The sequence below is a fragment of the Kitasatospora sp. MAA4 genome (genome assembly GCF_029893355.1).
Classification (GTDB): Bacteria; Actinomycetota; Actinomycetes; order Streptomycetales; family Streptomycetaceae; genus Kitasatospora.
In genome coordinates this window covers 21,726-47,536 of the sequence record NZ_JARZAI010000040.1, presented here as the reverse complement: position 1 = coordinate 47,536, position 25,811 = coordinate 21,726, and the positions used below count along the sequence as shown (strand labels likewise).

Annotated in this window: 24 protein-coding genes and 1 pseudogene; 9 read left to right on the top strand and 16 right to left on the bottom strand. The window is 71.2% G+C overall.

The genetic code is table 11. The features are described from left to right. The first annotated feature begins 26 nt into the window (after nt 1-26). A complete protein-coding gene (locus tag P3T37_RS34150; protein ID WP_280727829.1) occupies nt 27-473 on the top strand; it encodes an ATP-binding protein in 447 nt (148 codons plus the stop codon). Between the two features lie 288 nt (nt 474-761). Then, nucleotides 762-1,028, top strand: a complete 267-nt coding sequence (locus tag P3T37_RS34145; protein ID WP_280727828.1) for a hypothetical protein — start codon at nt 762-764, stop codon at nt 1,026-1,028. A gap of 2,036 nt (nt 1,029-3,064) precedes the next feature. Here the strand turns inward: P3T37_RS34145 and P3T37_RS34140 are convergent. Continuing rightward, nucleotides 3,065-3,853 (bottom strand): GntR family transcriptional regulator, encoded by a 789-nt coding sequence (locus P3T37_RS34140; RefSeq protein WP_280727827.1) that lies wholly within the window; start codon nt 3,851-3,853, stop codon nt 3,065-3,067. Between the two features lie 245 nt (nt 3,854-4,098). On the opposite strand from P3T37_RS34140, the gene P3T37_RS34135 reads away from it, so the two are divergent. From P3T37_RS34135 to P3T37_RS34110, 6 genes are all read left to right on the top strand, one after another. Then, nucleotides 4,099-4,473 (top strand): hypothetical protein, encoded by a 375-nt coding sequence (locus P3T37_RS34135; RefSeq protein ID WP_280727826.1) that lies wholly within the window; start codon nt 4,099-4,101, stop codon nt 4,471-4,473. Then, nucleotides 4,473-4,679, top strand: coding sequence for a hypothetical protein (locus tag P3T37_RS34130; RefSeq protein WP_280727825.1), 207 nt, complete (start codon nt 4,473-4,475; stop codon nt 4,677-4,679). Before P3T37_RS34135 ends, P3T37_RS34130 begins: the two co-directional genes overlap by 1 nt. Nucleotides 4,680-5,192: 513 nt before the next feature. Beyond that, nucleotides 5,193-5,996, top strand: coding sequence for an FtsK/SpoIIIE domain-containing protein (locus P3T37_RS37115; RefSeq protein WP_348533309.1), 804 nt, complete (start codon nt 5,193-5,195; stop codon nt 5,994-5,996). Next, nucleotides 5,993-6,181 (top strand): hypothetical protein, encoded by a 189-nt coding sequence (locus tag P3T37_RS34120; protein WP_280727824.1) that lies wholly within the window; start codon nt 5,993-5,995, stop codon nt 6,179-6,181. Before P3T37_RS37115 ends, P3T37_RS34120 begins: the two co-directional genes overlap by 4 nt. Nucleotides 6,182-6,369: 188 nt before the next feature. Beyond that, nucleotides 6,370-7,845 (top strand): replication initiator, encoded by a 1,476-nt coding sequence (locus tag P3T37_RS34115; protein ID WP_280727823.1) that lies wholly within the window; start codon nt 6,370-6,372, stop codon nt 7,843-7,845. A gap of 290 nt (nt 7,846-8,135) precedes the next feature. After that, nucleotides 8,136-10,022 carry a recombinase family protein gene (locus P3T37_RS34110; RefSeq protein WP_280727822.1) on the top strand — a complete coding sequence of 629 codons (1,887 nt, stop codon included), beginning with the start codon at nt 8,136-8,138 and terminating at the stop codon, nt 10,020-10,022. Here P3T37_RS34110 and P3T37_RS34105 read toward each other — a convergent pair. From P3T37_RS34105 to P3T37_RS34040, 14 genes and pseudogenes are all read right to left on the bottom strand, one after another. Then, a pseudogene (locus tag P3T37_RS34105) lies at nt 10,003-10,128 on the bottom strand (YccF domain-containing protein); the annotation flags it as partial. The gene P3T37_RS34110 and the pseudogene P3T37_RS34105 sit on opposite strands and share 20 nt — an antisense overlap. A 29-nt stretch (nt 10,129-10,157) precedes the next feature. Next, a complete protein-coding gene (locus P3T37_RS34100; RefSeq protein ID WP_280727847.1) occupies nt 10,158-11,690 on the bottom strand; it encodes a CehA/McbA family metallohydrolase in 1,533 nt (510 codons plus the stop codon). Between the two features lie 177 nt (nt 11,691-11,867). Then, complete coding sequence (locus P3T37_RS34095) at nt 11,868-12,164, bottom strand: YciI family protein (protein ID WP_280727821.1); 297 nt, start codon at nt 12,162-12,164, stop codon at nt 11,868-11,870. A 46-nt stretch (nt 12,165-12,210) separates the two neighbouring features. Next, nucleotides 12,211-13,071: a zinc metalloprotease HtpX gene (gene htpX / locus P3T37_RS34090; RefSeq protein ID WP_280727820.1), complete on the bottom strand. Its 861-nt coding sequence runs from the start codon at nt 13,069-13,071 to the stop codon at nt 12,211-12,213. Nucleotides 13,072-13,198: 127 nt separating this feature from the next. After that, entirely contained in the window at nt 13,199-14,740 is a 1,542-nt protein-coding gene (locus tag P3T37_RS34085) for an NADH-quinone oxidoreductase subunit N (protein WP_280727846.1), read from the bottom strand. A 69-nt stretch (nt 14,741-14,809) separates the two neighbouring features. Continuing rightward, the gene (locus tag P3T37_RS34080) at nt 14,810-16,372 is read right to left on the bottom strand and encodes an NADH-quinone oxidoreductase subunit M (protein ID WP_280727819.1); all 1,563 of its coding nucleotides are present in this window, start codon (nt 16,370-16,372) and stop codon (nt 14,810-14,812) included. Between the two features lie 61 nt (nt 16,373-16,433). Continuing rightward, on the bottom strand, nt 16,434-18,488 hold the full coding sequence (locus tag P3T37_RS34075) for an NADH-quinone oxidoreductase subunit L (RefSeq protein ID WP_280727818.1): 2,055 nt from the start codon (nt 18,486-18,488) through the stop codon (nt 16,434-16,436). Then, nucleotides 18,485-18,856 carry an NADH-quinone oxidoreductase subunit NuoK gene (gene nuoK, locus P3T37_RS34070; protein ID WP_280727817.1) on the bottom strand — a complete coding sequence of 124 codons (372 nt, stop codon included), beginning with the start codon at nt 18,854-18,856 and terminating at the stop codon, nt 18,485-18,487. The genes P3T37_RS34075 and nuoK overlap by 4 nt, the downstream gene beginning before the upstream one ends. After that, nucleotides 18,856-19,506, bottom strand: a complete 651-nt coding sequence (locus P3T37_RS34065) for an NADH-quinone oxidoreductase subunit J (RefSeq protein ID WP_280727816.1) — start codon at nt 19,504-19,506, stop codon at nt 18,856-18,858. The genes nuoK and P3T37_RS34065 overlap by 1 nt, the downstream gene beginning before the upstream one ends. Then, nucleotides 19,503-19,988: a 4Fe-4S binding protein gene (locus P3T37_RS34060; protein WP_280727845.1), complete on the bottom strand. Its 486-nt coding sequence runs from the start codon at nt 19,986-19,988 to the stop codon at nt 19,503-19,505. The genes P3T37_RS34065 and P3T37_RS34060 overlap by 4 nt, the downstream gene beginning before the upstream one ends. 50 nt (nt 19,989-20,038) lie before the next feature. After that, nucleotides 20,039-21,001: an NADH-quinone oxidoreductase subunit H gene (locus P3T37_RS34055; RefSeq protein ID WP_280727815.1), complete on the bottom strand. Its 963-nt coding sequence runs from the start codon at nt 20,999-21,001 to the stop codon at nt 20,039-20,041. Next, entirely contained in the window at nt 20,998-21,867 is an 870-nt protein-coding gene (locus P3T37_RS34050) for an NADH-quinone oxidoreductase subunit C (RefSeq protein ID WP_280727814.1), read from the bottom strand. Before P3T37_RS34050 ends, P3T37_RS34055 begins: the two co-directional genes overlap by 4 nt. An 8-nt stretch (nt 21,868-21,875) precedes the next feature. Beyond that, a complete protein-coding gene (locus P3T37_RS34045; RefSeq protein ID WP_280727813.1) occupies nt 21,876-22,502 on the bottom strand; it encodes an NADH-quinone oxidoreductase subunit B family protein in 627 nt (208 codons plus the stop codon). Further along, on the bottom strand, nt 22,493-22,909 hold the full coding sequence (locus P3T37_RS34040) for an NADH-quinone oxidoreductase subunit A (protein WP_280727812.1): 417 nt from the start codon (nt 22,907-22,909) through the stop codon (nt 22,493-22,495). Before P3T37_RS34040 ends, P3T37_RS34045 begins: the two co-directional genes overlap by 10 nt. Before the next feature lie 394 nt (nt 22,910-23,303). On the opposite strand from P3T37_RS34040, the gene P3T37_RS34035 reads away from it, so the two are divergent. Beyond that, nucleotides 23,304-24,533: a sensor histidine kinase gene (locus tag P3T37_RS34035; RefSeq protein WP_280727811.1), complete on the top strand. Its 1,230-nt coding sequence runs from the start codon at nt 23,304-23,306 to the stop codon at nt 24,531-24,533. A 91-nt stretch (nt 24,534-24,624) separates the two neighbouring features. Here the strand turns inward: P3T37_RS34035 and P3T37_RS34030 are convergent, their stop codons facing one another. Further along, a complete protein-coding gene (locus P3T37_RS34030) occupies nt 24,625-25,692 on the bottom strand; it encodes a trypsin-like peptidase domain-containing protein (RefSeq protein ID WP_280727844.1) in 1,068 nt (355 codons plus the stop codon). Between the last annotated feature and the right edge of the window lie 119 nt (nt 25,693-25,811).

Below are 25,811 nucleotides of genomic sequence, written 5' to 3'. Positions count from 1 at the left end.
CGAGTCGCATGTGAGGTGCTCCTGCCGTGGCCGTCTCCAGGATCGAACTGAACGAGAGAACGCCCGCTCCGGCGGGTGAGGATGAGTGTTGGCTGCCGCGCAGTCCCAAGTCGCCTGGATTCGCCCGGAAGTTGCTGGACAACTTGCTTGCCCGGGTCGAGGGCGGCGAGCGGTTCGCCGAAGCAGGGGAGCTGGTGGCTTCGGAGCTGGTGGCCAACGCGGTGCGGCACGGGACCCGCCGCGATCAGCTGGTCTGGGTCCACCTGGACGTGGACGAGGTCCGGTTGCGGATCGAGGTGCACGACGCCAGCAGCACCTACCCGGTGGTCCAAGGACTGGACTTGGAGCAGGAGAGCGGACGCGGCTTGCTCCTGGTCGAAGAGCTCTCGGAGAGGTGGGGCTGTGGTCCTCGTCCGGTCGGCATCGGCAAGGTGGTCTGGGCTGTCGTGCCAGCGGCTCGGGGTGGCTGCTGATGGGGCGGGACGGGGCACGAGGTGATGGCGGCTCGGCTGAGCGGATGCGTAGGGGGCGGTGCTTCTACTGCGGTGCCGGGCTGGCGCGGGCGGCGGCGGTGCGGTTCGTGCGGGTGGACGGGCGGCGGCTGATGGTTCACGCGCACCACCCTCGGCGGAACGGGGAGGTATCGGGGTGAGCAGGCACTCGACCAAGTTGGGACGTGACGTGGCCGGTCTTCCCGGCGGCGGGCCGAGTCGAGAGGGGGATCAGCGATGACAAGTGGAGTTCGTGGGTCGGTGGGGGCAGTGAGGGCGGAGATCAGCGGGATCACGGATCCGGCGACGTTCGAGCGGCTGCCGGATGCGTTGGCGGCACTGTGGGAGTCGATGCGCCACCTGCCGCTGGACGCGTTCTCGGCCGACTGCTTCCACTACTACCTGACTCGCCCCGACGCGGCGAAGTACGTGACACAGTCCCTGGTGAGCAACGGCAAGGTGGAACTGACGTGCGCTCTGCCGGACGGCCTGCACACGGTGAGCGTGCGGCCGGTTGGAGCGGTGACGTCGCAGTGATCGGACAGGGCGGGGAAGAGCAGCCGCTACGGGCCAACTGCGGCCCGGCGCATCGCGGTCAAGCCACCTCGTCCGAGTCTCCCTGAGCTGGGTCCGGGCGCCGCGTTCCCCCGGTAGGCGTCCGGACCCACCCCACCCGGCGTGGGGCAACCGAAGAAACGAGTCCGGACCACCCCGAATCCTTGGCGGGCTGGGGTGGTCCGGTGGGTGTGAACCCGGTGCCGATGGTACCGGGGTCTTCGGCATGTCCGTGCACGGATTGCCTGGGGTGGTTACGGAGCAAGGGAGTTGAGGACACTGCACGGGGATGTTGGCTTCGCTGGGCGTGGGCCTGAGAGTTGGGATCCGGACGCGTGGGCCTGGCTACCCGGCGTCGACTACGCCGCCGGCTGGCGGGCAGCACGGGATGCCGCTGAAGAGGTGAACGAGCTGCTGGTCGGGTGCGGAGTCGAGCGCTGGCAGCTGAGGGCAATCGCTGACACGGACGCCCAGGGGCGGGGCTGGGTACGCCTGGTGGGTCCGCGGCAGGGATGGGAGAGGTTGCAGCAGCTTCTCCAGCTCGCCACAGAGAAGGCGCCAGAAGAAGTCGCTTAAGAGCAGGGTGAGTTCACGTTTTCCGAAACGGGTCTCTTCGGCCCGGAGTAGCTCGGGCTCGGGTGACCTGGGGGAGACGATGACTGATTAGGCGCTCTGTTGGCCAGCGGCTGGCTCCTACCCCAACTCCCTGACCAGCAGGTCTGCCGCTACCCGGTTGCCAGCGTTGGTTGGATCCGGTTGACCTCGCACGGCTCAGAGGCGGACCTGGGATCCTAGCGCCCGGGCCGCCTCAGTCCTTTCGGGCGGGGGTACTGCCGCGACGCCCGAACGGCCGCGCAGAGCGAGTATGCTGACTCTCGTTCAGCTCACATCGCTCCAAGGCGCCTTGGCGACAGTCGAGGCCCTCGCCAGCCGCGAGGACATCCAGCGATGGGAGACGAACAGATGGGAAAGCGGCGGTCACGTGGCAGGAAGCGGATCACCTCAGCTCCAACAAGGAACGAGGTGATAGTTGCGGCTCTGATGGCGGTGACCGCAGTTGCAAGCTGCGTAGAGCGGCTGGTGCACTAAAGCTGCGCCCATGATCGAGCGGACGTACCGGACGGATGGCCTGGGCTGATACAAGTAAGCCCGGCCGGTTACTAGTCGGCCGGACTCACTCGATCTCTCTACACAGGAGCCCGGGTCTGGTTGCAGCCAGCTCGGGCTCTCCTGTTTGCAGAGCCAGGTGTGTCTACGTTCTGCACGTAGATGTAGATCTATCTAGCTACTTGCTAGCAGGCAAACTAGCTAGTACTTCCGTGCTCGGAAGCACGATACGACCAACTATAGCTTCCGTGTCTTCGTTCTTCTTACCTCTTCTCAGCTCTTCGTAGCTCTCCTCGGCTGATCAGGTTCTCCCGGATCTTGTAGCTACACCAGAGCAGTAAGAGGGCAGGGCAGACATACCGCTGCTGCAACATCGCGGTATAGGCCACTCCACCTGCGTTGAAGCCGTACTTGCCCGGCATAGACCTGAGGTCAAGCCTGATCGGCTCCTCACATCGGCCTGCTGGCACAGGTGTCACTGAGTGGGGTGGTTCCCTCCTCGATCGGGCAGCTTCGCCGCACCCGGGTTCTCCAGGGGCCGCCAAGGCTCACGTCCGTGACGCTTGCGCCTGGCCTTGGCGGCCCCTGGGGGTTCCGGGTACGCCCTTGGGTGTCCGGTCGAGGAGGGGGCCGTCCCGCGACTCACACGTAAGCCGCGCCCTCGCACCTGCCCGCCTCCCCCTCCGAGAGAGGGCCGGGGTCTGGGGCGGAGCCCCTGTTCCTTCTCTCTGCCGCTCCTCGCGGCACCGCCGGCGGCCGCGCACGCCGGGGCGAAGACAGGAGGCGGGCGCGAGCCGACGGGCGAGTGCCGCGCCGCGCTCGCGCGGCGCCTTGAGCAAGTAGAGAAGGTATGCGACAGCCCCCGGGGTGGCCGTCGTGCGGCTGTGTTCGGGGGGTCTCGCGGGCTGCTGCTATTGGGTGGCCTTGGCGCGTCGGGTGCGTTCGGGGGCCTGCTGGGCTTCGACGGCGTAGGTGAGTGCGGCCGTCTCGGCGCCGATGAGAAGGCGTTCGAGGATGAGGGGCTGGTCCTGGGTGCGGTCGATGGTGACGCGGTGGGAGACCAGGAGGGCGGCTGCTTCGGAGAGTTGCAGCGTGCTGCGTTCGTCGGGCTGGGGGATGCGGGCGCTCACGTGCTCGCGCCAGGTGAGGTCGTGCCCAGCGGTCGCGAGAATGGCGTATGCCTTGGCGGGTGTGACGTCCGGCGTTCGCACGAGCGGCGTGTCCTCGATGTGCTCCATCGGGAGCATGAGGCGGTGCAGGGCGCGGGTGCCGGTGGCGGGGTTGGTGAGGAGGCGGTCGCAGACGATCGTCATCTCGCCCTCGTCCATGCCCAGCAGTGGGGCGGTGATGCTGTCAGTCGGCACCCGGTAGACCGTGGCTTCCTCCGCGCCGGTCCACCACGCATCGGTTGAGGTCTCGAATCGGATGCCGTGCCGGGTGATGCTCTGCTCGACGGTGGCGCTGGGGCCGTGGACGGTGTCCCGGACGAAGGTGCCCCTGCCTTGCTTCACGTCCAGCAGGCCTTCGGTGCGCAGTGCTGCGACGGCGAGGCGGACGGTGGGGCGGGAGACGCCGTAGGTGGTGGCAAGGTCGGTCTCGGTGGGGAGTTGGGTGCCTGGCGGCCATTCGCCGGCCGTGATGGATGTGCGCATGGCGGTGGCGACCTGCTTGTGCAGGGCTTCGTTGCGGATGACGGCCATCGGCTGTTGACCCCTTGGTGCGGGCGCCGGGGAGTGGCCCGCTCGTGTGTTGTCGAGTGGTGTTTTGTGATCGTTTGCCCAGCTCGGGCACCTATAGAGAGTCTGTCGTCAGACGGCAAGCGTTAAACGTCAGCATGAATCGCTTGCACTGGGGCGTCAAGCGGCGCATCATCAGGACCGGCAAAGGTACGTACGTTTGACGACAATCGTCATCCGGCCTTTGCGTGTCCCTGGAGTGTGTTCCCATGCAGTCGATCCCTGTCGACGGCGCCCGGCTCGGCGCCATGACCTGCATCGTCGCCCCCGAAGTGCGCATCGCCAACCGGGAAACCGGTGAGGTCAAGACCAACCGCGACGGCGTCCCCGTCTTCACTGTCGGCGTCGCCGTGCGCCAGGAGGGCCGACGGGCCTCGATCATCGAGATCAGCGTCACCGGCGAACCGGCCGGCGTCACCGAGGGCGTGCGGGTCGACGTCACCGGACTGATGGCCTTCTCCTGGGCCATGGGCGACCGGCACGGCCTGTCCTTCCGCGCCGACTCCATCACCCCCGCCGCGCCGCCGGCCCCGGCAGCCGCACCCGCTTCGGCGCCGGCCTCGTCGCGCAAGGGTGACGCCTGATGAGCGGCCGGACGCGGGTACGTCTGCGGTTACTGCTGAACGAACTCGGCGGCCTGGCGCCGGAGATCGACCCGTTCGCCCCCGACCACACCGGGGGCCTGCTCTTCCCCCACATCGCCACCCTCGCCGACAAGGCAGCCGCACTGGCACGCGACCTGGTGACCGAGGCCCGGAACAGGGCGGCCGAGAACGGGGAGTCGAGCTGATGGCGCTCCAACTGCTCTGGCTCGCACTGCTGGCCCTGGTGGCCGCCACGCTGATCGTCGCTCCGGTGCTGCACCGCTCCCGCCCCGACGTCTGGTGGGTCCTGATCGGCTACCCGGTCACCGTGGTCCGCATCTGGTCCACCTGGCGGCGCCTGACCACGATGGCGGGTCTGGCCGTCCCCAAGCGACCGGCCCGCGCCCTGATCGGTGGCCTGGTCGTCAAGGGCGATCCGCTCAAGCCGATCCCACCCCGACTCGGCATGACCAAGCTGCGCCGGGGCGGCCTGGTGGTGGACGTTCGGCTGCACCCGGGGCAGGTCCCGGAGCACTTCGCCGAGGTCTGCGAGGCGCTGACTCACGCCTGGCGGGTTCACACGGTGCGGGCCGTCTCGGACGCGCGGGGCTTCGTGCGCCTGACCGCCCTGGCCTGGGACCCGCTGGCGCTGCCGCAGCTCCCGCGCAGCGTGCGCCGCCGGCTGCTACGGGCGGTCGTAGGCCCTGCGGGAGGACGGGGTGACGTGGGCGATCGACCTGCGGACCGTCCCGCACTGGCTGGTCGTCGGCGCCACCCGCTCGGGCAAGTCCACCTTGATCGCCGCCCTGGTCACGCAGTGGGCACCACAGCCCATCGCGCTGTTCGGGATCGACCTCAAAGGCGGGATGGAACTGTCCCTCTTCGAGGAACGACTCTCAGCCCTCGCCTCCACCCGCACCCAGGCAGCAGACCTGCTGGCCGAACTGGTGGCCGAGGCCGAGGCCCGGATGGAGCTGTGCCGCTCGGTGGGGGCCCGCTCCATCTGGGAGCTCCCGGAGAAGCTGCGCCGGATCCCGATCATCGTCATCGTGGACGAAGTCGCCGAGCTCTACCTCATGGCCACCCGCGAGGAGAAGGCCGAGGTCGGCGAGATCTCCACCAACCTTCTGCGCCTGGCCCAGCTCGGCGCCGCCCTCGGCATCCACCTGGTGATCGCCGGCCAACGCGTCGGCTCCGACCTCGGCCCCGGCGTCACCGCGCTGCGCGCCCAACTCGCCGGCCGGATCTGCCACCGCGTCAGCGACCCCGCCACCGCCGAGATGGCCCTCGGCGACCTCGACAAGGACGCCCTCGAAGCAGCCCAGCGGATCACCCTGACCGAACAGGGCGTGGCGATCACCTTCGGCGAGGACGGGCGGTGGACGCGGGCCCGCTCCACCCGCACCACCCCCGACGAGGCCCGGCGCGCCGCCCGCAAGTACGCCCACCTCGCCCCCTCCTGGCCCGGCCTGCACGAGGCCGCCGACCCGGCCGAGCCTGACGACGAAGGGGTGTACCTGTGACCCTCGCCCTCCCCCTGGCCGTGCTCCTGGCGATCATCGTCTACCTCCTCGTCCGCTCCGGCGAACTCCGCACCTGGCAAGTCGTGTTGGTGGGACTGCTCGGCTTCTACCTCGCCCGCACCCACCTCGCCGACCCGATCGGCGCCGCCGTCACCTGGCTCATCACCGGCCTCACCCACACCTGACCCCGCACCACGACCCCGAAGGCAGTGATCCCCGTGACACCCGCGACAACCAGCCCCTGCCCTGGCACACCCCAAGGCCCCGACCAGGCCACCCGCCCGCCAGCACGTCTCGACGCCCGCCCCGGCCCTGCACCAGTACGCCTGGTCTGGCCGGGGCACGGCGCCCCACTTCCGTGGAGACACCCCACATGACCGCCCCGACCGGAAACCCGCACAGCGACCCGGCCGCACGCCGCGCCCACCTCAACCGTGAGGCGCGGCTCCGCCAACTGCCCGACATCGACCGCGACCTCGTCCGCCTCGGGCAGATGCCCGACCTGGACCGCTGGCTCGACCAGATCCGCGCGACCGGCGGATGCGCCGCCCCGGTCTACCTCGCCGGCCACTCCACCACCATCGACGCGGGAAGCGGTGATGTGCTGCGGCACTACTCCACCGTGGACGAGCCCGGCAGCCGGCTCGCGGTCCGCTGCCGCAACCGCCGGGCCACCCGCTGCGGGCCGTGCTCCCGCGAGCACAGCGGAGACACCTTCCACCTGGTGCGCGCCGGACTGGCCGGTGGCAAGGGCGTCCCCGCCTCGGTGCGCACTCACCCGAGGCTCTTCGCCACCCTCACCGCACCCTCCTTCGGCCCGGTCCACCGCGCCGGCCCCTGCCACCGGGCCCGGCGCGGCACCTGTCCCCACGGCCACCGGCACGGCTGTGGACTCGACCACCCGCAGGACGACGCCCGGATCGGCCAGCCGCTCTGCCCGCACTGCTACGACTACGTCGGCCACGTCCTGTGGAACTCGGCAGCGCCGACCCTATGGAAGGCCTTCCGGGACAACCTGTACCACCACCTCGCCGCCCGGGCCGGCGTCGGCCGAACCGCCATCCGCAAGCTCGTCCGGGTCTCGGCCGCAAAGGTCGCCGAGTACCAGAAACGCGGGGCGATCCACTTCCACGCCGTCATCCGCCTCGACGGCCCCGACGGCCCCCACACCCCACCACCGGCCTGGGCCACCACGGATCTCCTCCTGGACACCGTCCGCACCGCCGCAGCCGCCGTCGCGCTCACCCCGCCGGAATCGGCCGCGTACGGGGACGTCCGGCTTCGCTTCGGCGCCCAGCTCGACGCGCACGAGCTGAGCGACGGCGACGGCAGCCGCATCACGGATGAGTTCGTGGCCGCCTACGTCGCGAAGTACACCAGCAAGAGCGTGGAAACCGCCGGCGCCGTCGACCGCCGCATCAACTCCCTCACCGACATCCGCGCCCTGCGCGTCACACCGCACGTCCGGGCCTTGATCGCCACCGCCTGGCGCCTCGGCGGCCTCCCGGAGCTGGCACACCTGCGCCTGCGGGCCTGGGCCCACATGCTCGGCTACCGGGGCCACTGCCTGACCAAGACCCGCGCCTACTCCACCACCTACGGCGAACTCCGCACCGCCCGCGCCGAACACGCCCGAACCCTCGCCAGCACCCGCGAACTCTTCACCGACTGGGATACCGAGACTGCTGTCGAATCCGTCTGGCGGTATGTCGGCCAGGGACACAGTCCCGCCCAACAGCTCATCGCCGTTGGCATCGCCGAAGACATCGCCACAAACCGCGAGATCGCGCGGAATTCGGCAGTTGGCGGATCACACCCGGTCCACAGCACGCTTGAGAGCGTCAGATGAGTGGAATCAAAGTCATCTGGCTCCCCGACAAGGAACTAGTCCCGGCCGAACGTGCCCGACTGCTTCGACTCCTATTCGGACATCGATCTGAACATCCAGCGGAATCAGAGAAAGAGCAAACTGACCGTCAGATGTGAAGTAATCTACAAGGATAGAAGCGCCCCGGTGACGGCTGCAACCGTCCCGGGGCTGGCCGACTGCTTGGAGTCGACATGGCCAATAAAAGCACACGCATGTGGAGCATCGCGGACCTGACTGCCCAAGTCGGCTACCCTCGAACGCTCCGTGCAGTGGACTACCTCCGCGTGAGCACGGAGGAGCAGCGGCGCGGCTACGGCGTCGCCAGTCAGGGGAAGAAGACCAGCCGTCTCATCAGGCGCAAGACCTGGGAACACGTCGGCACCTACAAGGACGAGGGCGTGAGCGGCAGCCTGGAGGCCGCCGACCGGGACGACCTCAGCCGTCTCATGGAAGCCGCAGTCAGCGTGCCTCGACCCTTCGATGTCGTGGTGGTCAACGAGGGACGGGCCATCGGCCGAGTCGGCCGAGCCTTCTGGCGCTGGGTCTGGGCTCTCGAAGACATCGGAATCTTCGTGGCCATCGTCGACGGCGACATCGACAACACCACGGCGGACGGGCGCGGGGAGATGCGGCGCCAGGCTGACTTCGCCGAACGCGAGTACGAGACAATCCGCAAGCGCACTCAGGGCGGGCTCCAGGAGAAGGCCGAGGATCCCGGTTCGCCTCATATCGGCGGCCGACCTCCGTATGGCTACCGAATCGAGGCGAAAGGCGTCAAAGGTGAATCACGCCTGGTAATTCACGACGGCGAGCGAGATATCGTCCTCCTCGTCTACGGGATGGTCGTACGTGAGGGCCTGAACCTCCGCCAGTGTGCCATCCGACTCAATGCCGAGGGAATCACCTGCCGCTCTGGGAAGCCGTGGTCGATCGCCAATCTGCGAGACCGCATCATGTCTCGCGCAGTTCTCAACGGCGAGTTGATCTTCCGTGGCGGACACGCCAAGACCGATGCTGACGGAAAGCCGCTTTGGGGAACCTCGGTACCGATCTCACTCCCCCGTATCCTGACCGATGACGAGGCTGCGGCTCTGCGACGGAAGGTTGCGGCGCGCGCGAGGAAGAGCAGCCGCAACCGCGCGGTCTACCCACTCTCGGGTCGACTCATCGGCCTCTGCGAGGCCGTCTACACGGGCATCAGTCGCGAGTCGGTCTCCTATGGCCGCCGCAACTACCGCTGTAGCGGCAAGTCCGACTCGATCCCCGGGCAAGGCGTCTGCGCGTGCTCGTACGTGGACGCGGAGGCAGTGGAGCAGCACGTCTGGTCCGAGGTCGTCACCCTGCTCGGCGACTCGCAGAAGTTGGAGTCCCTGGCCGCCGAATGGGTCGGTATGGCCCAAGGCGACCAATCGGCCCACGAGGACCGAATCTCCGACCTCGACCGGCAGATCGACAGCATGAACGCGTCCATCGCCGCTGTGATCGTTGCCGCAGCCAAGCAGCAGCAGTCCCCGGAGGCCATCGGCGCAGCTACGAAAGCGCTCAACGCCGAACTGCGGCAACTCCAGGAGATGCGTACCGAGGCTGCCACCTGGCTGACCGAGATCGAGGATGCGGACCGCCGGGCCCGTGACCTCAAGGCACTTGCCGAGATGGCCCGGCACCAGCTTGCGGGCATGACGCCTCAGGAACAGGCCGAGGTACTTGCCCTACTGGAGGTGAAGGTCTTCATCGAAGGTCCAATCCCCCTGCGCCGAGGCGGCGTGCACTGCACTGTGCAGTCCTGGTACCGCACCGCCGGCGTGCAGATTCCCGCTGCCGACCTCACCGACGACCAGTGGAGCTCGATCGCCCACCTGCTGCCCACAGGCCGCCGTGATCGGGTGCGCCGCTCCGTGGACGCGATCTTCGCCAAGGGGCGGAGTGGAGACTCCTGGCCGATGCTCCGCGCTGTTTACGGGTCGACCAGCACCGCTTCGAAGTACTTCAACGAGTGGATCGCCGATGGCACTTGGGCCAAGGTCAATGAGGCCCTGCCCGATGTCGACCGGGTCCCGATCCCCGTCCTCGACCTCATCCCGCCTATGCGAATCGAAGGCCGGATCGATCCCCGCGTGATGCTGATCCCTGAGGAACGATCCCGAAGGGAATCGTGATGATGAGGATGCAGCAGACGATCCCGGCGGCCACGTAGGCGATGGCCATCCAGATCCCGCAGAAGACCAGCCAGATCACGTTGAGAATGAGCTCGATCATCTTCATACGTCCAGCGTCCCACGCGCCGGGCAGGGTCAGGTGGTGGCGCGCAGCAGGATCGGGTTGGTGAGGGCGGCCATCGGGCCCCAGGGGAGGGTGGGGCCCATGGTGTTGCCTGCGCCGGGGGTGCCGTCGGGTAGGGGGTGGCGGACTTCGGCGCGGACGTAGCAGGCGAGTGAGGCGGTGGTCCGCCAGGTCACGGTGCCGGCGCCGGTGGCGGGCAGCGACTCCTGGTGCAGCTGGCCCTCGTCCGTAAGGAACCGGACGGTGCCGCCGGGGACCCCGGAGACCGCGAGCCGGACGTCGACCGGGGCGTCGGCCGCGACGGTCAGCGTCTCGCCGATGCCCGCCTGCCGACCGGCGCCGGTGGCCGTGAAGGTGAGCTCGACGCCGGCGGCCTCGGCGATCCAGCTGCGCCCGGAGCGCAGCCCGTCGATGATCCGGTCGCGGGTCAGGTCGTCGGCCTGCACCACGTTGTGCGGGGTGCCGATCACCTGCGGCACGCTGTGCGCGTCGCTGTTGCCGAGGGCCGGCAGCCAGGGGCGGCCGCTGCGCAGGTCCTCGCCGAGGCGGGCGTCCCAGCTGTCGACGGCGGACTCGTCGTCGTACGTCCAGGGGCCGTTCCACACCTCGACCGCGTCGGCGCCCTGGTAGCCGAACTTCCACTGGCAGGCGACGTACGGGCAGAACGGGTGCGCGGGGACCACCAGCCCTCCGTGGCCGTGCACCTGGCGGGCGAAGCGGGGGTAGGCGCTGTCCCGCGAGCGGTAGCGCCAGTCGATCCAGGTCCCGGGCGGCAGGCCCAGCGCGAGCCAGTGGCCGTTGCGGGTGGTGACCTCCTCGCCGGTGATGATCAGCAGGTCGGGGCCGGCCAGCGGGCCCCAGACGGCGTGCGAGGAGCTGGTGTTGTGGTCGGTGGAGACCATGAAGTCCAGCCCGGCCGCGCGCGCTCCGGCGGCCACCTCGGCGGGGAGCCGGCGGCCGTCCGAGTAGACCGTGTGCAGGTGGCAGTCGCCGCGGTACCAGGCCCGGCCGCGGCCGCGGGCGCGGTCGGCGGGGTAGTCGGGCTGGAAGGCCGGCCCGGGAGCGCCGAACCGCACGGTCACCTGGACCTGGTAGTCCAGCCCCTGCGGCGCCACCTGGTACGGGCCGAGCACCACGTGCCAGCGGCCGGCGTTGACCGGGCCCGGCAGGTAGCCGGGGGTCGCCTCGGTCCGGCTGATCGCGAACGAGCTGCGGAACCCGCCCGACCAGCCGCGGAAGCCCGGGCCGCCGAGGTCGGTGCCGCGCTCGTCGAAGATGCCGATGTCGCACGAGTTTCCGGGCGTTCCGGCCGGCACCGCGGGCTTGTCGTAGCTGTACGAGACGGCGATCTCGCGTACGCCGTCCGGAAGTTCGACCGGAAGGTAGATGAAGTCCGCCGCCCCGGTGTCGAGATGACCGGTGATCAGCTGGGTGCGGTCGGCGGCGCCGGGGTCCGCGGCGGCCGCGAAGGAGATCGGAGCCAGGACGAGGGCCGCGACGGCTCCGGTGCCCAGCCCGGCCTGGAGCAGCCGACGCCGGTCCACGACGGGGTCGGTGCCGGATCCGTGGTGCGAGCAGGTCTCGTCGGCGCACACAGCAGGCCTCCCGGGCCGTCCGGGCGGGCCGCCACCGCGCGGCGCCGCCTCCACCCCGTCACCTTCCCCGATCGGTGAACGACTGATGAGGCGGACACGACATACGGCACCCCGCTGGACGAAGCCTCAGGGCGACGGGACGGCCAGGGCGGCGAGTGCGGGCGCGGTCTTGGTCGGCAGGAACTCCGTGACCTGGTACTCAGCCGCCCCGGCCAGCGCGAACGGGTCACCGGCCAGGATCGCGTCCAGCGCGGCCGGGCTCTCGGCGTCGGCCAGGATCACACCGCCAACCCGCGGCACCCGGCGGCCGGAGGCGAGGAAGGCGCCGGCCTCGTACTGGCCGTCCAGCCAGGCGACGTGCGCGGGCAGCAGCGCGTCGATCCGCTCGAGCGGCGCGGTGTAGGTGATGGTCACGACGAACACGTCGTCCTCCGTAGGTTGTTGCTCCCGGGCGCGGTACGGGCCGACGCTACCCGCGCCCGGCCAGCCGTTCCAGCCGGGCGATCCGCTCCTCCATCGGCGGGTGCGTGGAGAACAACCGGGTGCCCGCCTCACCCGGGCGGAACGGGCTGGCGATCATCATGTGGCTGGCGGTCTGGAGCTGCGGCTCGGGCGGCAGCGGCAGGCGCTGGGTGCCGGTCTCCAGCTTGCGCAGCGCACTGGCCAGCGCGAGCGGGTCGCCGGTGATCCGGGCGCCGTCGGCGTCCGCCTGGTACTCCCGGGACCGGCTGACGGCCATCTGGATGAGCATCGCGGCGAGCGGGCCCAGGACCATGATGGCAAGGGTGCCCAGGAGCCCGGGTCCGTCGTCGTCCTCGTCGCGGCCGAACGGGATCAGCCAGGCGAAATTCACCAGGAACATGATCACCGAGGCCAGCGCTCCGGCCACCGACGAGATCAGGATGTCGCGGTTGTAGACATGGCTCAGCTCATGGCCGATCACACCGCGCAGCTCGCGCTCGTCCAGCAGGTGCAGGATGCCGTCGGTGCAGCAGACGGCGGCGTTGCGCGGGTTGCGGCCGGTCGCGAAGGCGTTCGGGGCCGGCGTCGGAGAGATGTAGAGCCGGGGCATCGGCTGGCGGGCGGAGGTGGAGAGCTCGCGGACGATCCGGTAGAGCGCCGGGGCCTCGATCTCGCTGACCGGGCGGGCGCGCATGGCGCGCAGGGCGAGCTTGTCGCTGTTCCAGTAGGCGTAGCCGTTGGTGCCGAGCGCGACCAGCAGGCCGATGATCAGACCCATCCGGCCGAAGAGGCTGCCGATCAGCAGGATCAGTGCCGACAGCGCCCCGAGCAGGACGGCCGTTCTCAACCCGTTGTGCTGGCGGTGCACGGCAGCCCCTCCAAGTGGTGCGGTGGGAAGCCTCTGCTCACATCCCTCTGCCCTGGTCAACGGCGGGACGCCTGGTCCTGGTTCCCTTCGCGTACACCGGAGGGATGAGACCCCGATCAGGACCGGATCAGAACAGCGAGCCGCTGACCACCTGGAGCACCAGCTGCGGGGCGACCGAGAGCACCACGGCGCCGACCGCGGTGAGCGACAGCGTCGCGGCCAGCGAGACCGGCACCCGCGATTCCCCGGAAGTCGCCTCGGTCGTCGGCGCGACGAAGAGCTTGGCCGTCCACTGGAGGTAGTAGAAGAGCGCGATCACCACGTTGACCGCCATCACCACGGCCAACCAGCCCAGGCCCGCGTCCACCGCGGCGCGGAAGACCACCACCTTGCCGAAGAGCCCGACCACGCCCGGCGGCAGCCCGGCCAGGCAGAGCAGGAAGAAGGCCAGCGCCAGTGCGGCCCAGCGGCGGCGGGCGAACAGGCCCTGGTAGTCGTCCAGCCGGTTGTCGGGGGCCGTGCGGCCGACCAGGGCGGCTACCCCGAAGGCGCCGAGGTTGACCAGGCCGTAGATCAGCGCGTACGCGACGGTGGCGCCCAGCGGGTGGGCGCTCCCGGCGTAGCCGGCGGCCGCGAGCGGGACCAGCAGGTAGCCGGCCTGGGCCACCGAGGACCAGGCCAGCAGTCGCACCGCGCCCTGCGCCGTGTCGGAGCGCTGGCGCAGCGCCGCCACGTTGCCGGCCGTCATGGTGACGGCGGCCAGCACGGCGAGCAGCAGGCCCCAGGTGTGGCCGTAGGGGCGGAACGCGATGCTGGTGACCAGCGCGAGCCCGGCGAAGCCGGCCGCCTTGCCGACCACCGAGAGGTAGCCGGCCACCGGCAGCGGGGCGCCGGTGTAGGTGTCCGGCACCCAGAAGTGGAACGGGACGGCCGCGACCTTGAACGCGAAGCCGACCAGGGTCAGCGCGGCGCCCGCCTCGGCCAGCGGCTTGAGCTGCCCGGGCGCCTGGCCCAGGCCCTCGGCGATGGCGGACAGGTGCAGGCTGCCGGTGGCGGCGTAGACGAAGCTCACGCCGAGCAGCATCACGGCGGTCGCGGTCACCGAGGAGAGGAAGAACTTCAGCGCCGCCTCGCCGCCACGCCCGTCACGCCGCAGGCCGACCAGCGCGAAGGAGGGCAGTGAGACCACCTCCAGCGCCACCACCAGGGTGGCCAGGTCACGGGAGGCGGGCAGCAGGGCGGCGCCGGTGGCGCTGCTGAGCAGCAGGAACCAGAACTCGCCGGAGGGCAGCTTCTCCTCGTCGACGGTGTGCAGCGACAGCAGCGCGGCGATCAGTGCGCCGCCGAGCGCGAGCAGCTGGAAGACCAGCGCGAAGTGGTCGGCGACGTAGCTGCACCCGGCGTTGTCAGTGGCGCCTGTTACGTTCTGTGCGCAGAAGGTGGCCCGTGGGTGACCACCGGTGAGCGGGAGGAGGGCGAGCAGGGCGAGGGCCAGGCCGGCGGCGGTGAGTCGGCCGAGCAGCTTCTTGTGCCGCTCCGGGAGGAAGAGGTCGGCGAGCAGGACGGCGAGGGCCGTCAGGGCGGCGATCAGCGGCGGGGCGATGGCCACCCAGTCGACGGACTGGATGAGCCCGCCCGGGTTGCTCACGGCGAGAAGGGTCGGATGCACAGCGGGCTGCCCCAGGAGTTGGTGGCCGGCGGCGGCGGACACAGGCGCGGACACGGAGCTGATCATCGGTCAGCCACCCCCGAGGAGGTGCTTCACGGCGGGGTCGGACAGACCCAGCAGCAGGGCCGGCCAGAGCCCGGCGACCAGCGTCAGCGCAGCCAGCGGGGTCCAGCTGACGGCCTCGTACGGGCGCAGGTCGGCGATGCCCTCGACCACGGCGGGCTGCTTGGGATCCCCCATGCAGACCCGGCGCACCACGATCAGCAGATAGGCGGCAGTGAGGAGGGTGCCGAGGCCGGCCAGCACCATGTACGTGACGAAGGCGGGGCGGGACAGCCCGGCGGCCGGGTCGAACGCGCCGAACATCGCGAGCACCTCGCCCCAGAAGCCCGCCAGCCCGGGCAGGCCCAGGCTGGCCACGGCGGCGAAGGCGAGCAGGGCGCCGATCCGCGGTGCCCGGCCGTAGAGCGCGGCGCCGGTGGCACCCGCCAGGGTGTCCAGGTCCGCCGTGCCGTAGCGGTCCTTGAGGGCACCGACCAGGAAGAAGAGCAGACCGGTGATCAGACCGTGGGCGACGTTGGCGAAGAGCGCGCCGTTGACGCCCACCGGAGTGAGGGAGGCGATGCCCAGGAGCACGAAGCCCATGTGGCCGACCGAGGAGTAGGCGATCAGGCGCTTGAGGTCGCCCTTGCTGCCCTGGCGGGCCAGCGCGAGGCAGGCCAGCGAACCGTAGACGACGCCGACGGCGGCGAGCGCCCCGAGGTACGGGGCGAGGGTCGCCGTGCCGTCCGGCACCACCGGGAGGAGGACACGGACCAGTCCGTACGTACCCATCTTCAGCAGCACACCGGCGAGCAGCACCGAGCCGACCGTGGGGGCCGAGGTGTGCGCGTCCGGGAGCCAGCTGTGCAGCGGCCAGGCCGGCGCCTTGACGGCCAGGCCGAGGCCGATCGCGAGCGCGGCCAGCACCTGCGTGGTGTGCGAGAGTCCGTGGCCGTGGGCGGCGGCCAGCGCCGTCATGTCGAAGGTGCCCGCCTTCAGGCCGACCAGCAGGAAGCCGAGCAGCATGACGGCCGAGCCGAGCAACGTGTAGAGGATGAACCGGTTGGCCGAGGCCACCTTGGCCCCGCTCCCCCACCGGGCGATCAGGAAGTACATCGGGATCAGCACGATCTCGAAGGCCAGGAAGAAGAGCAGCAGGTCGAGCACCACGAAGGTGGCCAGCATGCCGACTTCGAGCAGCAGCAGCAGTCCCACGAAGACCCGCGCCGAGGGCACCCCCGGCCCGTCCGGCAGGCGCCTGGTCGAGTACACCGCGCAGAGGAGGGTGAGCAGCGCGGTGAGCACCACCAGCGGGAGCGAGATGCCGTCCACGCCGAGGTGGAAGCGGACGCCGATGGCCGGGATCCAGGCCGTGTCGGTGACCGCCTGCATCCGGCTGGCGTGCGCCCGGTCGAAGCCCGCCGCCAGCGCGACGGTCAGCACCAGCACCAGGCCGGTGACCAGCGCGCCGAACCGCAGCGCGCGCTTCTCCTGGGTCGCGCGGTCCGGACCGAAGGCGGTGGCCGGGGCCAGCGTCAGGGCGGCGCCGAGCAGCGGCAGCGCCAGGAGGGCGATGAGGACCGCGTTCATCGGAGGCTCCCTGGACGTGCTGCGGTGGACGGGTTGGCGAGATGGGCGAGGCGACGGTGGGTCATGTGCCGACCGCCACGAAGACGGCGATCAGCACCACGCCCGCCAGCAGCGCGCTGAGATACGTCTGCGCGTTGCCGGTCTGGGCGCGCCGGACGGCCCAGCCGAGCAGCCGGGCCCCGCCGCCGGAGGCCTGCACGTAGCCCTCGACCACCTCGCGGTCGAGGAAGCGGACGAGCTTCGCGGCGCCGACGGTGGGCAGGACGAAGAGCCGCTCGTAGAGCCGGTCCACGCCGAAGCCGTGCTGGGCCGGGCCGTAGAGCGGGCCGAGCAGGGCCCGACCGGGGTCGGTGGCGTCCGTCGACTGCGGCGCGGGCGCGCCCTCGGCCACTGCCGCGCGGGCGGCCCGGGCGGTGACGGTCCGCCAGGCGGCGTAGGAGATCAGCACGCCGGCCAGGGCCAGCCCGGTGCCGAGCACGGCGGTGGCCAGGCTCGGCCGCAGCGAGCCGCCGTCCAGCAGCGCGGGCAGCCAGTTCGGGCGCAGCCCGGCGACGCCGAAGCCCATCGCCGGGATCGCCAGCACCCAGAGCGGCCAGCGCATCGCGGCCGGTTCGGTGGCGTGCACCGAGGGTGCGGTGGCCGTGCTGCTGGCGGCGACCGGCAGGTCCTCACCGGTGTCGGCGAGCGCCGCCGCGTGTCCCTCGGCGGCCTCACCGCGCGGCACGACCGCGCCGGCGAGGGCGACGGCGCGGCGGCCCGGGAAGGCCAGCAGCCAGAGCCGGGTGGCGTACGCCGCGGTCAGCAGCACGGTCAGCCCGGCCGCGATCAGGACGATCCAGCCCGCCGCCTCGGGCACGCCCGAGGCCGGGCCGACGCCGTTGGTCAGCGCCTCGCCCCGAGCGGCGTGCTCGGCGGCGGTGAAGACCGCCTCCTTGCTGAAGAAGCCCGAGAACGGCGGCAGGCCGACCAGCGCCACCAGGCCGATGCCGAGCGTCCAGCGCGCGTCCGGCACCCGTTCGGCGAGCCAGGGCATCCGGGACATCGCGGAGAGCGAGTTGGTGTGCGCGGCGTGGATCAGGACACCGGCGGAGAGGAACAGCAGCGCCTTGAACGCACCGTGGCTGACCAGGTGGAAGACGGCCGCCTCGCGGTCGCCCGCGGCCAGCGCGCCGGCCATGTAGCCGAGCTGGCCGACCGTGGAGTAGGCCAGCACCCGCTTGATGTCGTCCTGGGCGAGCGCGCAGAGCGCCGATCCGATCATCGTCACTGCGGCCATCACCGCGAGCACCACCAGCGCGGCACCCGAGAGCAGGAAGACCGGCAGCAGCCGGGCCACCAGGTAGATGCCGGCCGCGACCATGGTGGCGGCGTGGATCAGTGCGGAGACCGGCGTCGGGCCGGCCATCGCGTCCGGGAGCCAGCTGTGCAGCGGGAACTGCGCGCTCTTCCCGGCGACCCCGGCGAGCAGCAGCAGCGCGATCAGCGTCGGGTGCGCGAGCCGCCCGTCGGCCGCCGCGGCCAGCACACCGCTGATCCGGAACGTCCCGGCGTCCGCGCCGAGCAGGAAGAGCCCGAACAGGAACGGCACGTCGCCCAGCTTGGTGACCAGGAAGGCCTTCAGCGAGGCCGAGCGGGCGTCCGCGGTCTCCCAGTGATGGCCGATCAGGAAGTACGAGCAGATGCCCATCACCTCCCAGCCGACCAGCAGCACGATCAGGTCGCCGGAGTACACCACCAGGAACATCGCGGCGGTGAAGAGCGAGACCAGCGCGGCGTACGAGGGGTAGCGCGGGTCGTCGCGCAGGTAGGCCGTCGAGTAGATCTGCACGCAGCTGGCGACCAGGCCCACCAGGACGGTGACCAGCGAGGTGTAGCCGTCCAGGTGGATCGCGAGCGAGATGTCGGGGCCGCCGGTCGGGGTCAGCCGGGTGGCGGCGTCCAGGGTCCGGCCGGTGCCGAGCTGGAGCGCCGTCACCAGGGCCAGCACGCCCGACAGCACCACCGGCACGATCGCCAGCGGCCGGGCGAACCGGGGCGCGCGGCGGCCGGTGGCGAAGGTGGCGGCGGCGCCGAGCGCGGGCAGCGCCGGGACCAGCGCGGGGAGGGCGGTGTTCACGAGACGGCCTGGCCCTTCGACGCGTCAGCGGTGTCGTCAGCGGAGTTCTGGCGCTCGGCGACCCGGTCACCGAGGGCGGTCAGCCGGTCGATGTCCGGGGTGCCGCGGGTCCGGAAGACCAGCAGGACGATGGCCAGGCCCAGACCGATCTCGGCGGCGGCGATGGTGATGGTGAACAGGGTGAGCGCCTGCCCGGCGTGCAGCGCGTCGCGCAGCCAGGCGTCGAAGGCGACGAGGTTGAGGTTGACGGCGTTGAGCATCAGCTCCACGGACATCAGCACAAGGACGGCGTTGCGCCGGGCGAGCACGCCGTAGACGCCGACGCTGAAGAGCAGCGCGGCGAGCACGGCGGGGTAGGCGAGGTGCATCAGCTCTCCCGCTCGGAAGACGGCGACTTGGCAGCCCGGGCGGCGCCGACCGGCTTGCCGGCCCGCAGCTTGCCCGGGCGCGGCTTCGGCACGGCCGCCTGCCGGGAGCGGGACAGCACGATCGCCCCGACCAGCGCGGCCAGCAGCAGGACGGAGAGCGCCTCGAAGGGCAGCACCCAGGTGCGGAACAGGCTGGCCCCGGTCACCGAGGCGCTGCCACCGCCCGAGCCCAGGTCGATCCAGGAGGTCCGGAACGCGTCCACCACCAGGGTCACCAGCGTCCCGGCGGCGGCCAGCGCGACCAGCAGGGCGACCCAGCGGTTGCCCGAGTCGGCGTCCGGCGACCGGCCGATCGGGGCCTTGGTCAGCATCAGGCCGAAGAGCACCAGGACGACCACCGAACCGAGGTAGATCAGCACCTGGACCCAGGCCACGAACTCGGCCGTGAGCAGCAGGAACTCGATCGCCAGCCCGCCGAGCGCGACGACCAGCCAGAGCGCGGCGTGCACCAGCTGCTTGGTCCCGACCGAGATCACGGCCGCGCCCAGCACGGCCAGGCCGACCAGCACGAAGACGATCTCGACGCCGGTAGGCGACAGGAAGCCCCGCGTCGCGGGCGCGAGCGAGCCCGCAGCGGCAAGGATGCTCACGCGGAGTCACCCCCGGCCGCGGCCGCCAGCTTGTCGGCGGCCTTGCGCGCGGCGGCGATCTCCTTGGGCTCCTCGGCCCCCGGGTCCAGCGCGGGCGGCGCGGGCACCGTCCACATCCACTCGCGGAGCTTGTCCCGCTCGTGGGTCAGTTCCAGGATGTCGGTCTCGGCGTACTCGAACTCCGGCGACCAGAAGAGCGCGTCGAACGGGCAGACCTCGATGCAGATCCCGCAGTACATGCAGAGCGAGAAGTCGATGGCGAAACGGTCCAGCACGTTGCGGGTGCGGGCGCGCGCGTTCGGGTCGACCGCGGGGAGGGTCTCCTTGTGCGAGTCGATGTAGATGCACCAGTCCGGGCACTCCCGGGCGCAGAGCATGCAGACCGTGCAGTTCTCCTCCAGCAGCCCGATCACACCGCGGCTGCGCGGGGGCAGGTGCGGCTGCACGTCGGGGTACTGCGCGGTGACGGTCTTCTTCGTCATCGTCCGCAGGGTGACGGCGAGGCCCTTGGCCAGGCCGGAGCCGGGGAGGTTCACTGGGAGATCGCCACCTTGATGATGCCGGTCAGGGCGAGCTGGAGGAGCGCGAGCGGGACCAGGACGGTCCAGGCGAAGCGCATCAGCTGGTCCTCGCGCAGGCGCGGGTAGGTGACCCGGAGCCAGATCACCACGAAGGCCAGGGCAAAGGTCTTCAGGATCGTCCAGAGCCAGCCGAGGCTGTCGGGGAGCGGGCCGTGCCAGCCGCCGAGGAAGAGCACCGTGGTCAGCGCGCAGACCACCAGGATGCCCGCGTACTCGGAGAGCAGGAAGAACGCGAAGCGCAGGCCGGTGTACTCGGTGTACGCGCCGAAGATGATCTCGGAGTCGGCCACCGGCATGTCGAACGGCGGGCGCTGCAACTCGGCGATACCGGACGTGAAGAAGACGAAGGCGCCGATCGCCTGCCACGGCAGCCACCACCAGTGGAAGGCGTCGACGATCCCGGTCAGCGAGAGCGTCCCGGCCGCCATCGCCGCGGAGGCGGCGGCGAGCACCATCGGCAGCTCGTACGACATCAGCTGGGCGGCCGTGCGCAGACCGCCGAGCAGCGAGAACTTGTTGGCCGAGGCCCAGCCGGCCATCAGCTTGCCGATCACCCCGACGCCCATCACGGCGAGCACGAAGAAGATCCCGGCGTCGACCGCCTGGCCGACGAAGCCGTGCGGGCCCACCGGGACGACCAGCAGGACGAACAGGTACGGCAGCAGCGAGACGGCCGGGGCCAGCTGGAAGATCCGCCGGTCGGCGTCGGCCGGGACGATGTCCTCCTTCTGCGCGAACTTCACGCCGTCGGCGACCAGCTGCGCCCAGCCGTGGAACCCTCCTGCGTACATCGGACCGAGCCGGCCCTGCATGTGGGCCATCACCTTGTGCTCGGTCTGCCCGATGATCAGCGGGAAGGTGAGGAAGACGACCAGGGCCGCGACGCAGCGCAGCAGCGTGTCGAGCAGGTTCACGCGCTGTCTCCGTCCTGTGAGTCCTGTGATTCCGGTGATTCCTGCGGGGTTTGCGGTGCCGGCTCCTCGCGAGCGGGCACCGGGGAGTGCCACGGCGCGTCCGAAGCGGGCGGGGTCGCCGCCGCAGGAGCCGGAGCGGCCTCGGCCGCCTGGCTGGTCGAGCCCTCGGTGATGCTGCGGGTCCGCCGCGGCCGGTCCGCCCGCACCGCGGGCGCGCCCTCGGCTGAGGCCGCGGGAGTGGCGGCCCCCGCGCGCGGCGTCCGGGCACCGCGCGCCGGACGCTCGGCGACCGGCGGCAGGGTCCCCTTCAGCGGGCCCCACTCGTTCGGGTCCGGCACCCCGGGCGGCTGCATCTTGCGCCGCGCCGGACCGTCCCCGTGATCGCTCTCGCCCGGCTCCTTGGCGCCCGGCCAGGCCTTGGCGACCCGGGCGGCCAGCACGAACTCCTTGCGCAGCGGGTGGCCCTCGAAGCCGTCCGGCAGCAGCAGCGTCACCAGGTGCGGGTGGCCCTCGAAGCCGATCCCGAACATCTCGTGGGTCTCCCGCTCGTGCCAGCCGGCGCCCGCGTACACGCCCGCGGCCGTCGGCAGCGAGGCGCCGTCGCGCGGCACCCGGGTGCGCAGCAGCAGGTGCCGCACCGCACCGCCGTCGCCGGCGGCCGCCAGGTGGGCGCAGACCGAGAAGCCCTCGCCGAGCTCGTCCACCGCGCTCAGCCAGTCGAAGTAGGTCAGGCCCAGGCCGTCCCGGGCCGCCGTCAGCGCCTCGATCCAGTGCTCGGCCGGCACGTCGACGGTCAGCAGCTGGTAGGCCTCGGCGGCGCTCGCCCAGGGGCCGATCGCGGCCGCGGTCTGCTCAGGGGTGGTCACCGCGCCGGTCACTGCGCACCCCCGGGCCCCGCCACCAGCGGTCGCCGCAGCGCGCCCGCCGACAGGCCCGCGTAGCGCTCCGGCAGCGACTCGGCGGCGATCTTCTCCTGGAGCTTGAGGATGCCCTGGAGCAGCGCCTCCGGCCGCGGCGGGCAGCCGGGCACGTAGACGTCGACCGGGATGATCTGGTCGACGCCCTTGGTCACCGAGTACGAGTCCCAGTAGGGCCCGCCCGAGTTGGAGCAGGCGCCGAAGGAGATGACGTACTTCGGCTCCGGCATCTGCTCGTAGAGCCGCTTGACGGCCGGCGCCATCTTGTCCGTCACCGTGCCCGAGACGATCATCAGATCGGCCTGGCGCGGTCCGGGCGCGAACGGGATCACGCCCATCCGGATGAAGTCGTGCTTGGCCATCGAGGCGGCGATGAACTCGATCGCGCAGCAGGCCAGTCCGAAGTTGAAGCACCAGAGGCTGTAGCGGCGTCCCCAGTTGAGCACCACCTTGACCGGGTCCGGCGCGAGCCGGGCCAGCGGTCCGATCCGGCGCTCCGCGAGGGCGCCGGCTCCCGGCTGGGAGGGGTCGGGCATGCCGAGCGGAATCGGTCCGCCCGAGCCGTGCGCGTGGGTCACGTCCATTCCAGAACGCCCTTCTTCCAGGCGTAGAGCAGCCCGACCGCGAGGAAGCCGATGAAGATGAACATCTCCACCAGGGTTCCCATGCCGTATCCCGCGCTGGCGAACACGGTCGCCCACGGGAACAGGTAGATCGCGTCGACCGCGAAGATCACATAGAGGAAGGCATAGACGTAGTAGCGGACCTGGGTGTGCGCCCAACCCTCGCCGACCGGGTCCACGCCGCATTCGTAGGTCAGCAGCTTCTCCGGCGACCAGATCGCCGGGCGCAGCAGCCGGTTGGCCGTGAAGGAAACCGTGACGAAGAGCACGCCGACCACCGCGAGCAGACCGACCGCCGCGTAGGCGTCGAAATAGCCACTGCCCGCAGCAGGGTCGGCCGCGAGGGCGGCGGCCAAGGGCCCCTCCATGCGTTCGCCTCCAGATCGGCCGAGCCGTTTCCCGGGGCTGAACCAGCCCGGGTCACCGCGCGTCTTTACACTTCCATAACCTCGCTACGGCGTGAGTCTAAGTCCACGACCGGATCACTCCAGCACCCTGCCCGGACTGCAAGACGTCCGGTGGACACCCGCCGCGTTCCGGGCCGCCGCCGCACGCCTCCCGAGGTGGGGTTATCCCCCCTCGGAAAACGGGCCCAGGCCCCCGTGCGCACGACCTTCCGGGCAGGCCAAGCTGATACCCCGACCAACCCCGGTACTGGCTACCCCATCTCAGTACGCCCCGAACGCCACGACTACCCCTATGTCCCCCCAGCCCCACCCCCTCCCAACAGTCTCCCCCGCGAGCAGGACGGACCCGCAGCCCATGAAGCCCCTCCGCGTGCCCCTGCGCGATCAGTTCGGTGACCGCAGGCCGCTGTACGGCGCGCAGCTGTGGCGCGAGGTCCGGCACCTGCTGGTCAACCTGCCGGTCGGCATCGCCTCCTTCGTCTACACCGTGTTCACCCTCTCCGTGGGCGCCGGTCTGTCCGTGACGGTGGTCGGGCTGCCGCTGGCCGCCGGCGGGCTGGCCGGCCAGCGCCTGCTGGGCACGCTGGCCCGGTTCCGCGCCCGGCGCTCGCTGGGCGCCGAGGTGGCCGAGCCCGAGCCGCTGAAGCCGGCCAAACCGGGTTTCGTCCCCTGGGTGATCGCCTCCCTGACCGACGGGCTCAGCTGGCGCTCGGCGCTCTACTCGCTGCTGATGCTGCCCTGGGGGATCATCAGCTTCACCGTGACGCTGGTCTTCCTGGTCGTCGGCTGGCCGCTGCTCCCGTGGGTGGCGCGCTACCTGGCGGTCGTCAACCGGCTGATGGTGGAACTGCTGCTCTGCCCGGACACCCTGACCGAGCGGGTGCGCGAGCTGGAGGAGGACCGCGGCGCGGTGGTCGACACCGCCGCCGCCGACCTGCGCCGGATCGAGCGCGACCTGCACGACGGCGCGCAGGCCCGGCTGGTCGCCCTGGCCATGGACCTGGGCCTGGCCAAGGAGAAGCTGCTGGACACCGAGATGACGGCCGAGCAGGAGGCCGCCGCTCGGATGGTCGGCGCCGCGCACGGCGAGGTGAAGCTGGCCCTTCAGGAGCTGCGCGACCTCGCCCGGGGCATCCACCCGGCCGTGCTGACGGACCGCGGGCTGGACGCGGCGCTCTCCGCCGTGGCGGCGCGCTGCACCGTCCCGGGCGGCGTCAGGGTCCATGTGGATCTCGCCGACCAGGACGGCCACGTCGAGCGGCCGGACTCAGCCGTCGAGGGCATCGCCTACTTCACCGTGAGCGAGCTGCTCACCAACACGTCGAAGCACGCGGCGGCCCGCACCGCCACCGTGGACGCCTGGCGCTCCGCCGATCGGCTGATGATCCAGGTCGCGGACGACGGGCGGGGCGGGGCGGTGGCCCCGGACGGCGGCTTCCGGCCCGGCGGCGGGCTGGCCGGCCTGGCCGAGCGGGTGCGCGCGGTGGACGGGGTCTTCCTGGTGGAGAGCCCGCAGGGCGGCCCGACCACGGTGACCATCGAGCTCCCCTGGCGCACCCGGGCCGCCCGCACCGCCGCCCGCTGAGCCGGAAAGGGACGGACAGCAGCGGCGACCCGGCGGCGGTGACCCTTGCGCGGTGCACCGCCGCCGGGAATTGTGAGACAGGCCCTGCCCGTCAGGAGGTGGCGCTCAGCGTTCCCAGCGTGACGTCGGCGGTCTTGGTCTGGCCGCTGCGCTGGTAGGTGACGGTCACCTTGGAGTCGGGGGTGAGCGAGGCCAGCGCCGTGGTCAGCGAACTCAGCGAGGTGATCTGGGTGCTGCCGAGCTGGGTGATCACGTCCCCGGCCTGCAACCCGGCCGAGGCGGCCGGTCCGCCGGAGGTGACGCTGACGACCACCGCGCCGGCCGGCTTGAAGTCGCTGCCGTAGTAGGTCCGCGCGGTGATGCCCAGCGCGGCCCGGCCCGAGTTGGTGACCTTGCCGCTCTTGATCAGCTGGTCGGCGATGTTGGTGATGGTGGCGCTCGGGATGGCGAAGCCGATCCCGGGGGCGGCGCTGCCGTTGGTCTCCTGGTCGACGGCGGCCAGCGTGTTGATCCCGATCACCTGGCTGGAGAGGTTGACCAGCGCGCCGCCGCTGTTGCCCGGGTTGATCGCCGCCGAGGTCTGCACCATGTTGCCGATGGTGGCGCCGGGCGAGCCGCCGCCGTTGGGCTCGGAGACCGTGCGGCCGGTGGCCGAGACGATGCCCTCGGTCACGCTGCTGGAGAGCCCGAGCGGGCTGCCCATCGCCAGCGTGATCTGGCCGACCTCCACCTTGCCGCTGTCCGCGAAACTGGCCGGCCGCAGCCCGCTCGGCGGGCTGCTCAGCCGGACGACCGCCAGGTCGGAGTCCGGGTAGCTGCCGACCAGGGTGGCCGGCAGCGTGGTGGTGCTGTTGGCCAGGGTGACGTCGAAGGTGGTCGCCGTGCCGACGACGTGGGCGTTGGTGACGATGTCGCCCTTGTCGTCGTAGACGATCCCCGAGCCGAGCCCGGAGGCCGTGGTGATCTGCACCACGGACGGCAGCACGTTGGCGATCACCTGCTGGTAGTCGTTCTGCAGCTGGTCGCTGGTGGTGGGCGCCGCACCGGGCGAGGACGCCGACGAGGCGGACGTGGAGGTGGACGAGGTCGACGGCGCGCTGCTGCTGCACCCGCTCACCGTCAGCGCGGCAGCCAGCAGAACGGCACCGGTCAGCGCCAGCTTCGGCCCGGTGGGGCGCGGACCGGCCGGGAACGGGCGGTTGTGATCCTTGGTGGGGTGCACCTGAGCTGCCTCCGGTTCCGAACGCGTGGGGCGGCACCACGTCCCGGCGGCCGGGC

What these genes read in the sequence shown, in the direction of transcription:
- P3T37_RS34140 (WP_280727827.1), bottom strand. Translation starts at nt 3,853, where the DNA reads ATGGCCGTCATCCGCAACGAAGCCCTGCACAAGCAGGTCGCCACCGCC.
- P3T37_RS34135 (WP_280727826.1), top strand. Translation starts at nt 4,099, where the DNA reads ATGCAGTCGATCCCTGTCGACGGCGCCCGGCTCGGCGCCATGACCTGC.
- P3T37_RS34130 (WP_280727825.1), top strand. Translation starts at nt 4,473, where the DNA reads ATGAGCGGCCGGACGCGGGTACGTCTGCGGTTACTGCTGAACGAACTC.
- P3T37_RS34115 (WP_280727823.1), top strand. Translation starts at nt 6,370, where the DNA reads ATGACCGCCCCGACCGGAAACCCGCACAGCGACCCGGCCGCACGCCGC.
- P3T37_RS34080 (WP_280727819.1), bottom strand. Translation starts at nt 16,372, where the DNA reads ATGAACGCGGTCCTCATCGCCCTCCTGGCGCTGCCGCTGCTCGGCGCC.
- nuoK (WP_280727817.1), bottom strand. Translation starts at nt 18,856, where the DNA reads ATGCACCTCGCCTACCCCGCCGTGCTCGCCGCGCTGCTCTTCAGCGTC.
- P3T37_RS34060 (WP_280727845.1), bottom strand. Translation starts at nt 19,988, where the DNA reads ATGACGAAGAAGACCGTCACCGCGCAGTACCCCGACGTGCAGCCGCAC.
- P3T37_RS34045 (WP_280727813.1), bottom strand. Translation starts at nt 22,502, where the DNA reads ATGGACGTGACCCACGCGCACGGCTCGGGCGGACCGATTCCGCTCGGC.
- P3T37_RS34040 (WP_280727812.1), bottom strand. Translation starts at nt 22,909, where the DNA reads ATGGAGGGGCCCTTGGCCGCCGCCCTCGCGGCCGACCCTGCTGCGGGC.
- P3T37_RS34035 (WP_280727811.1), top strand. Translation starts at nt 23,304, where the DNA reads ATGAAGCCCCTCCGCGTGCCCCTGCGCGATCAGTTCGGTGACCGCAGG.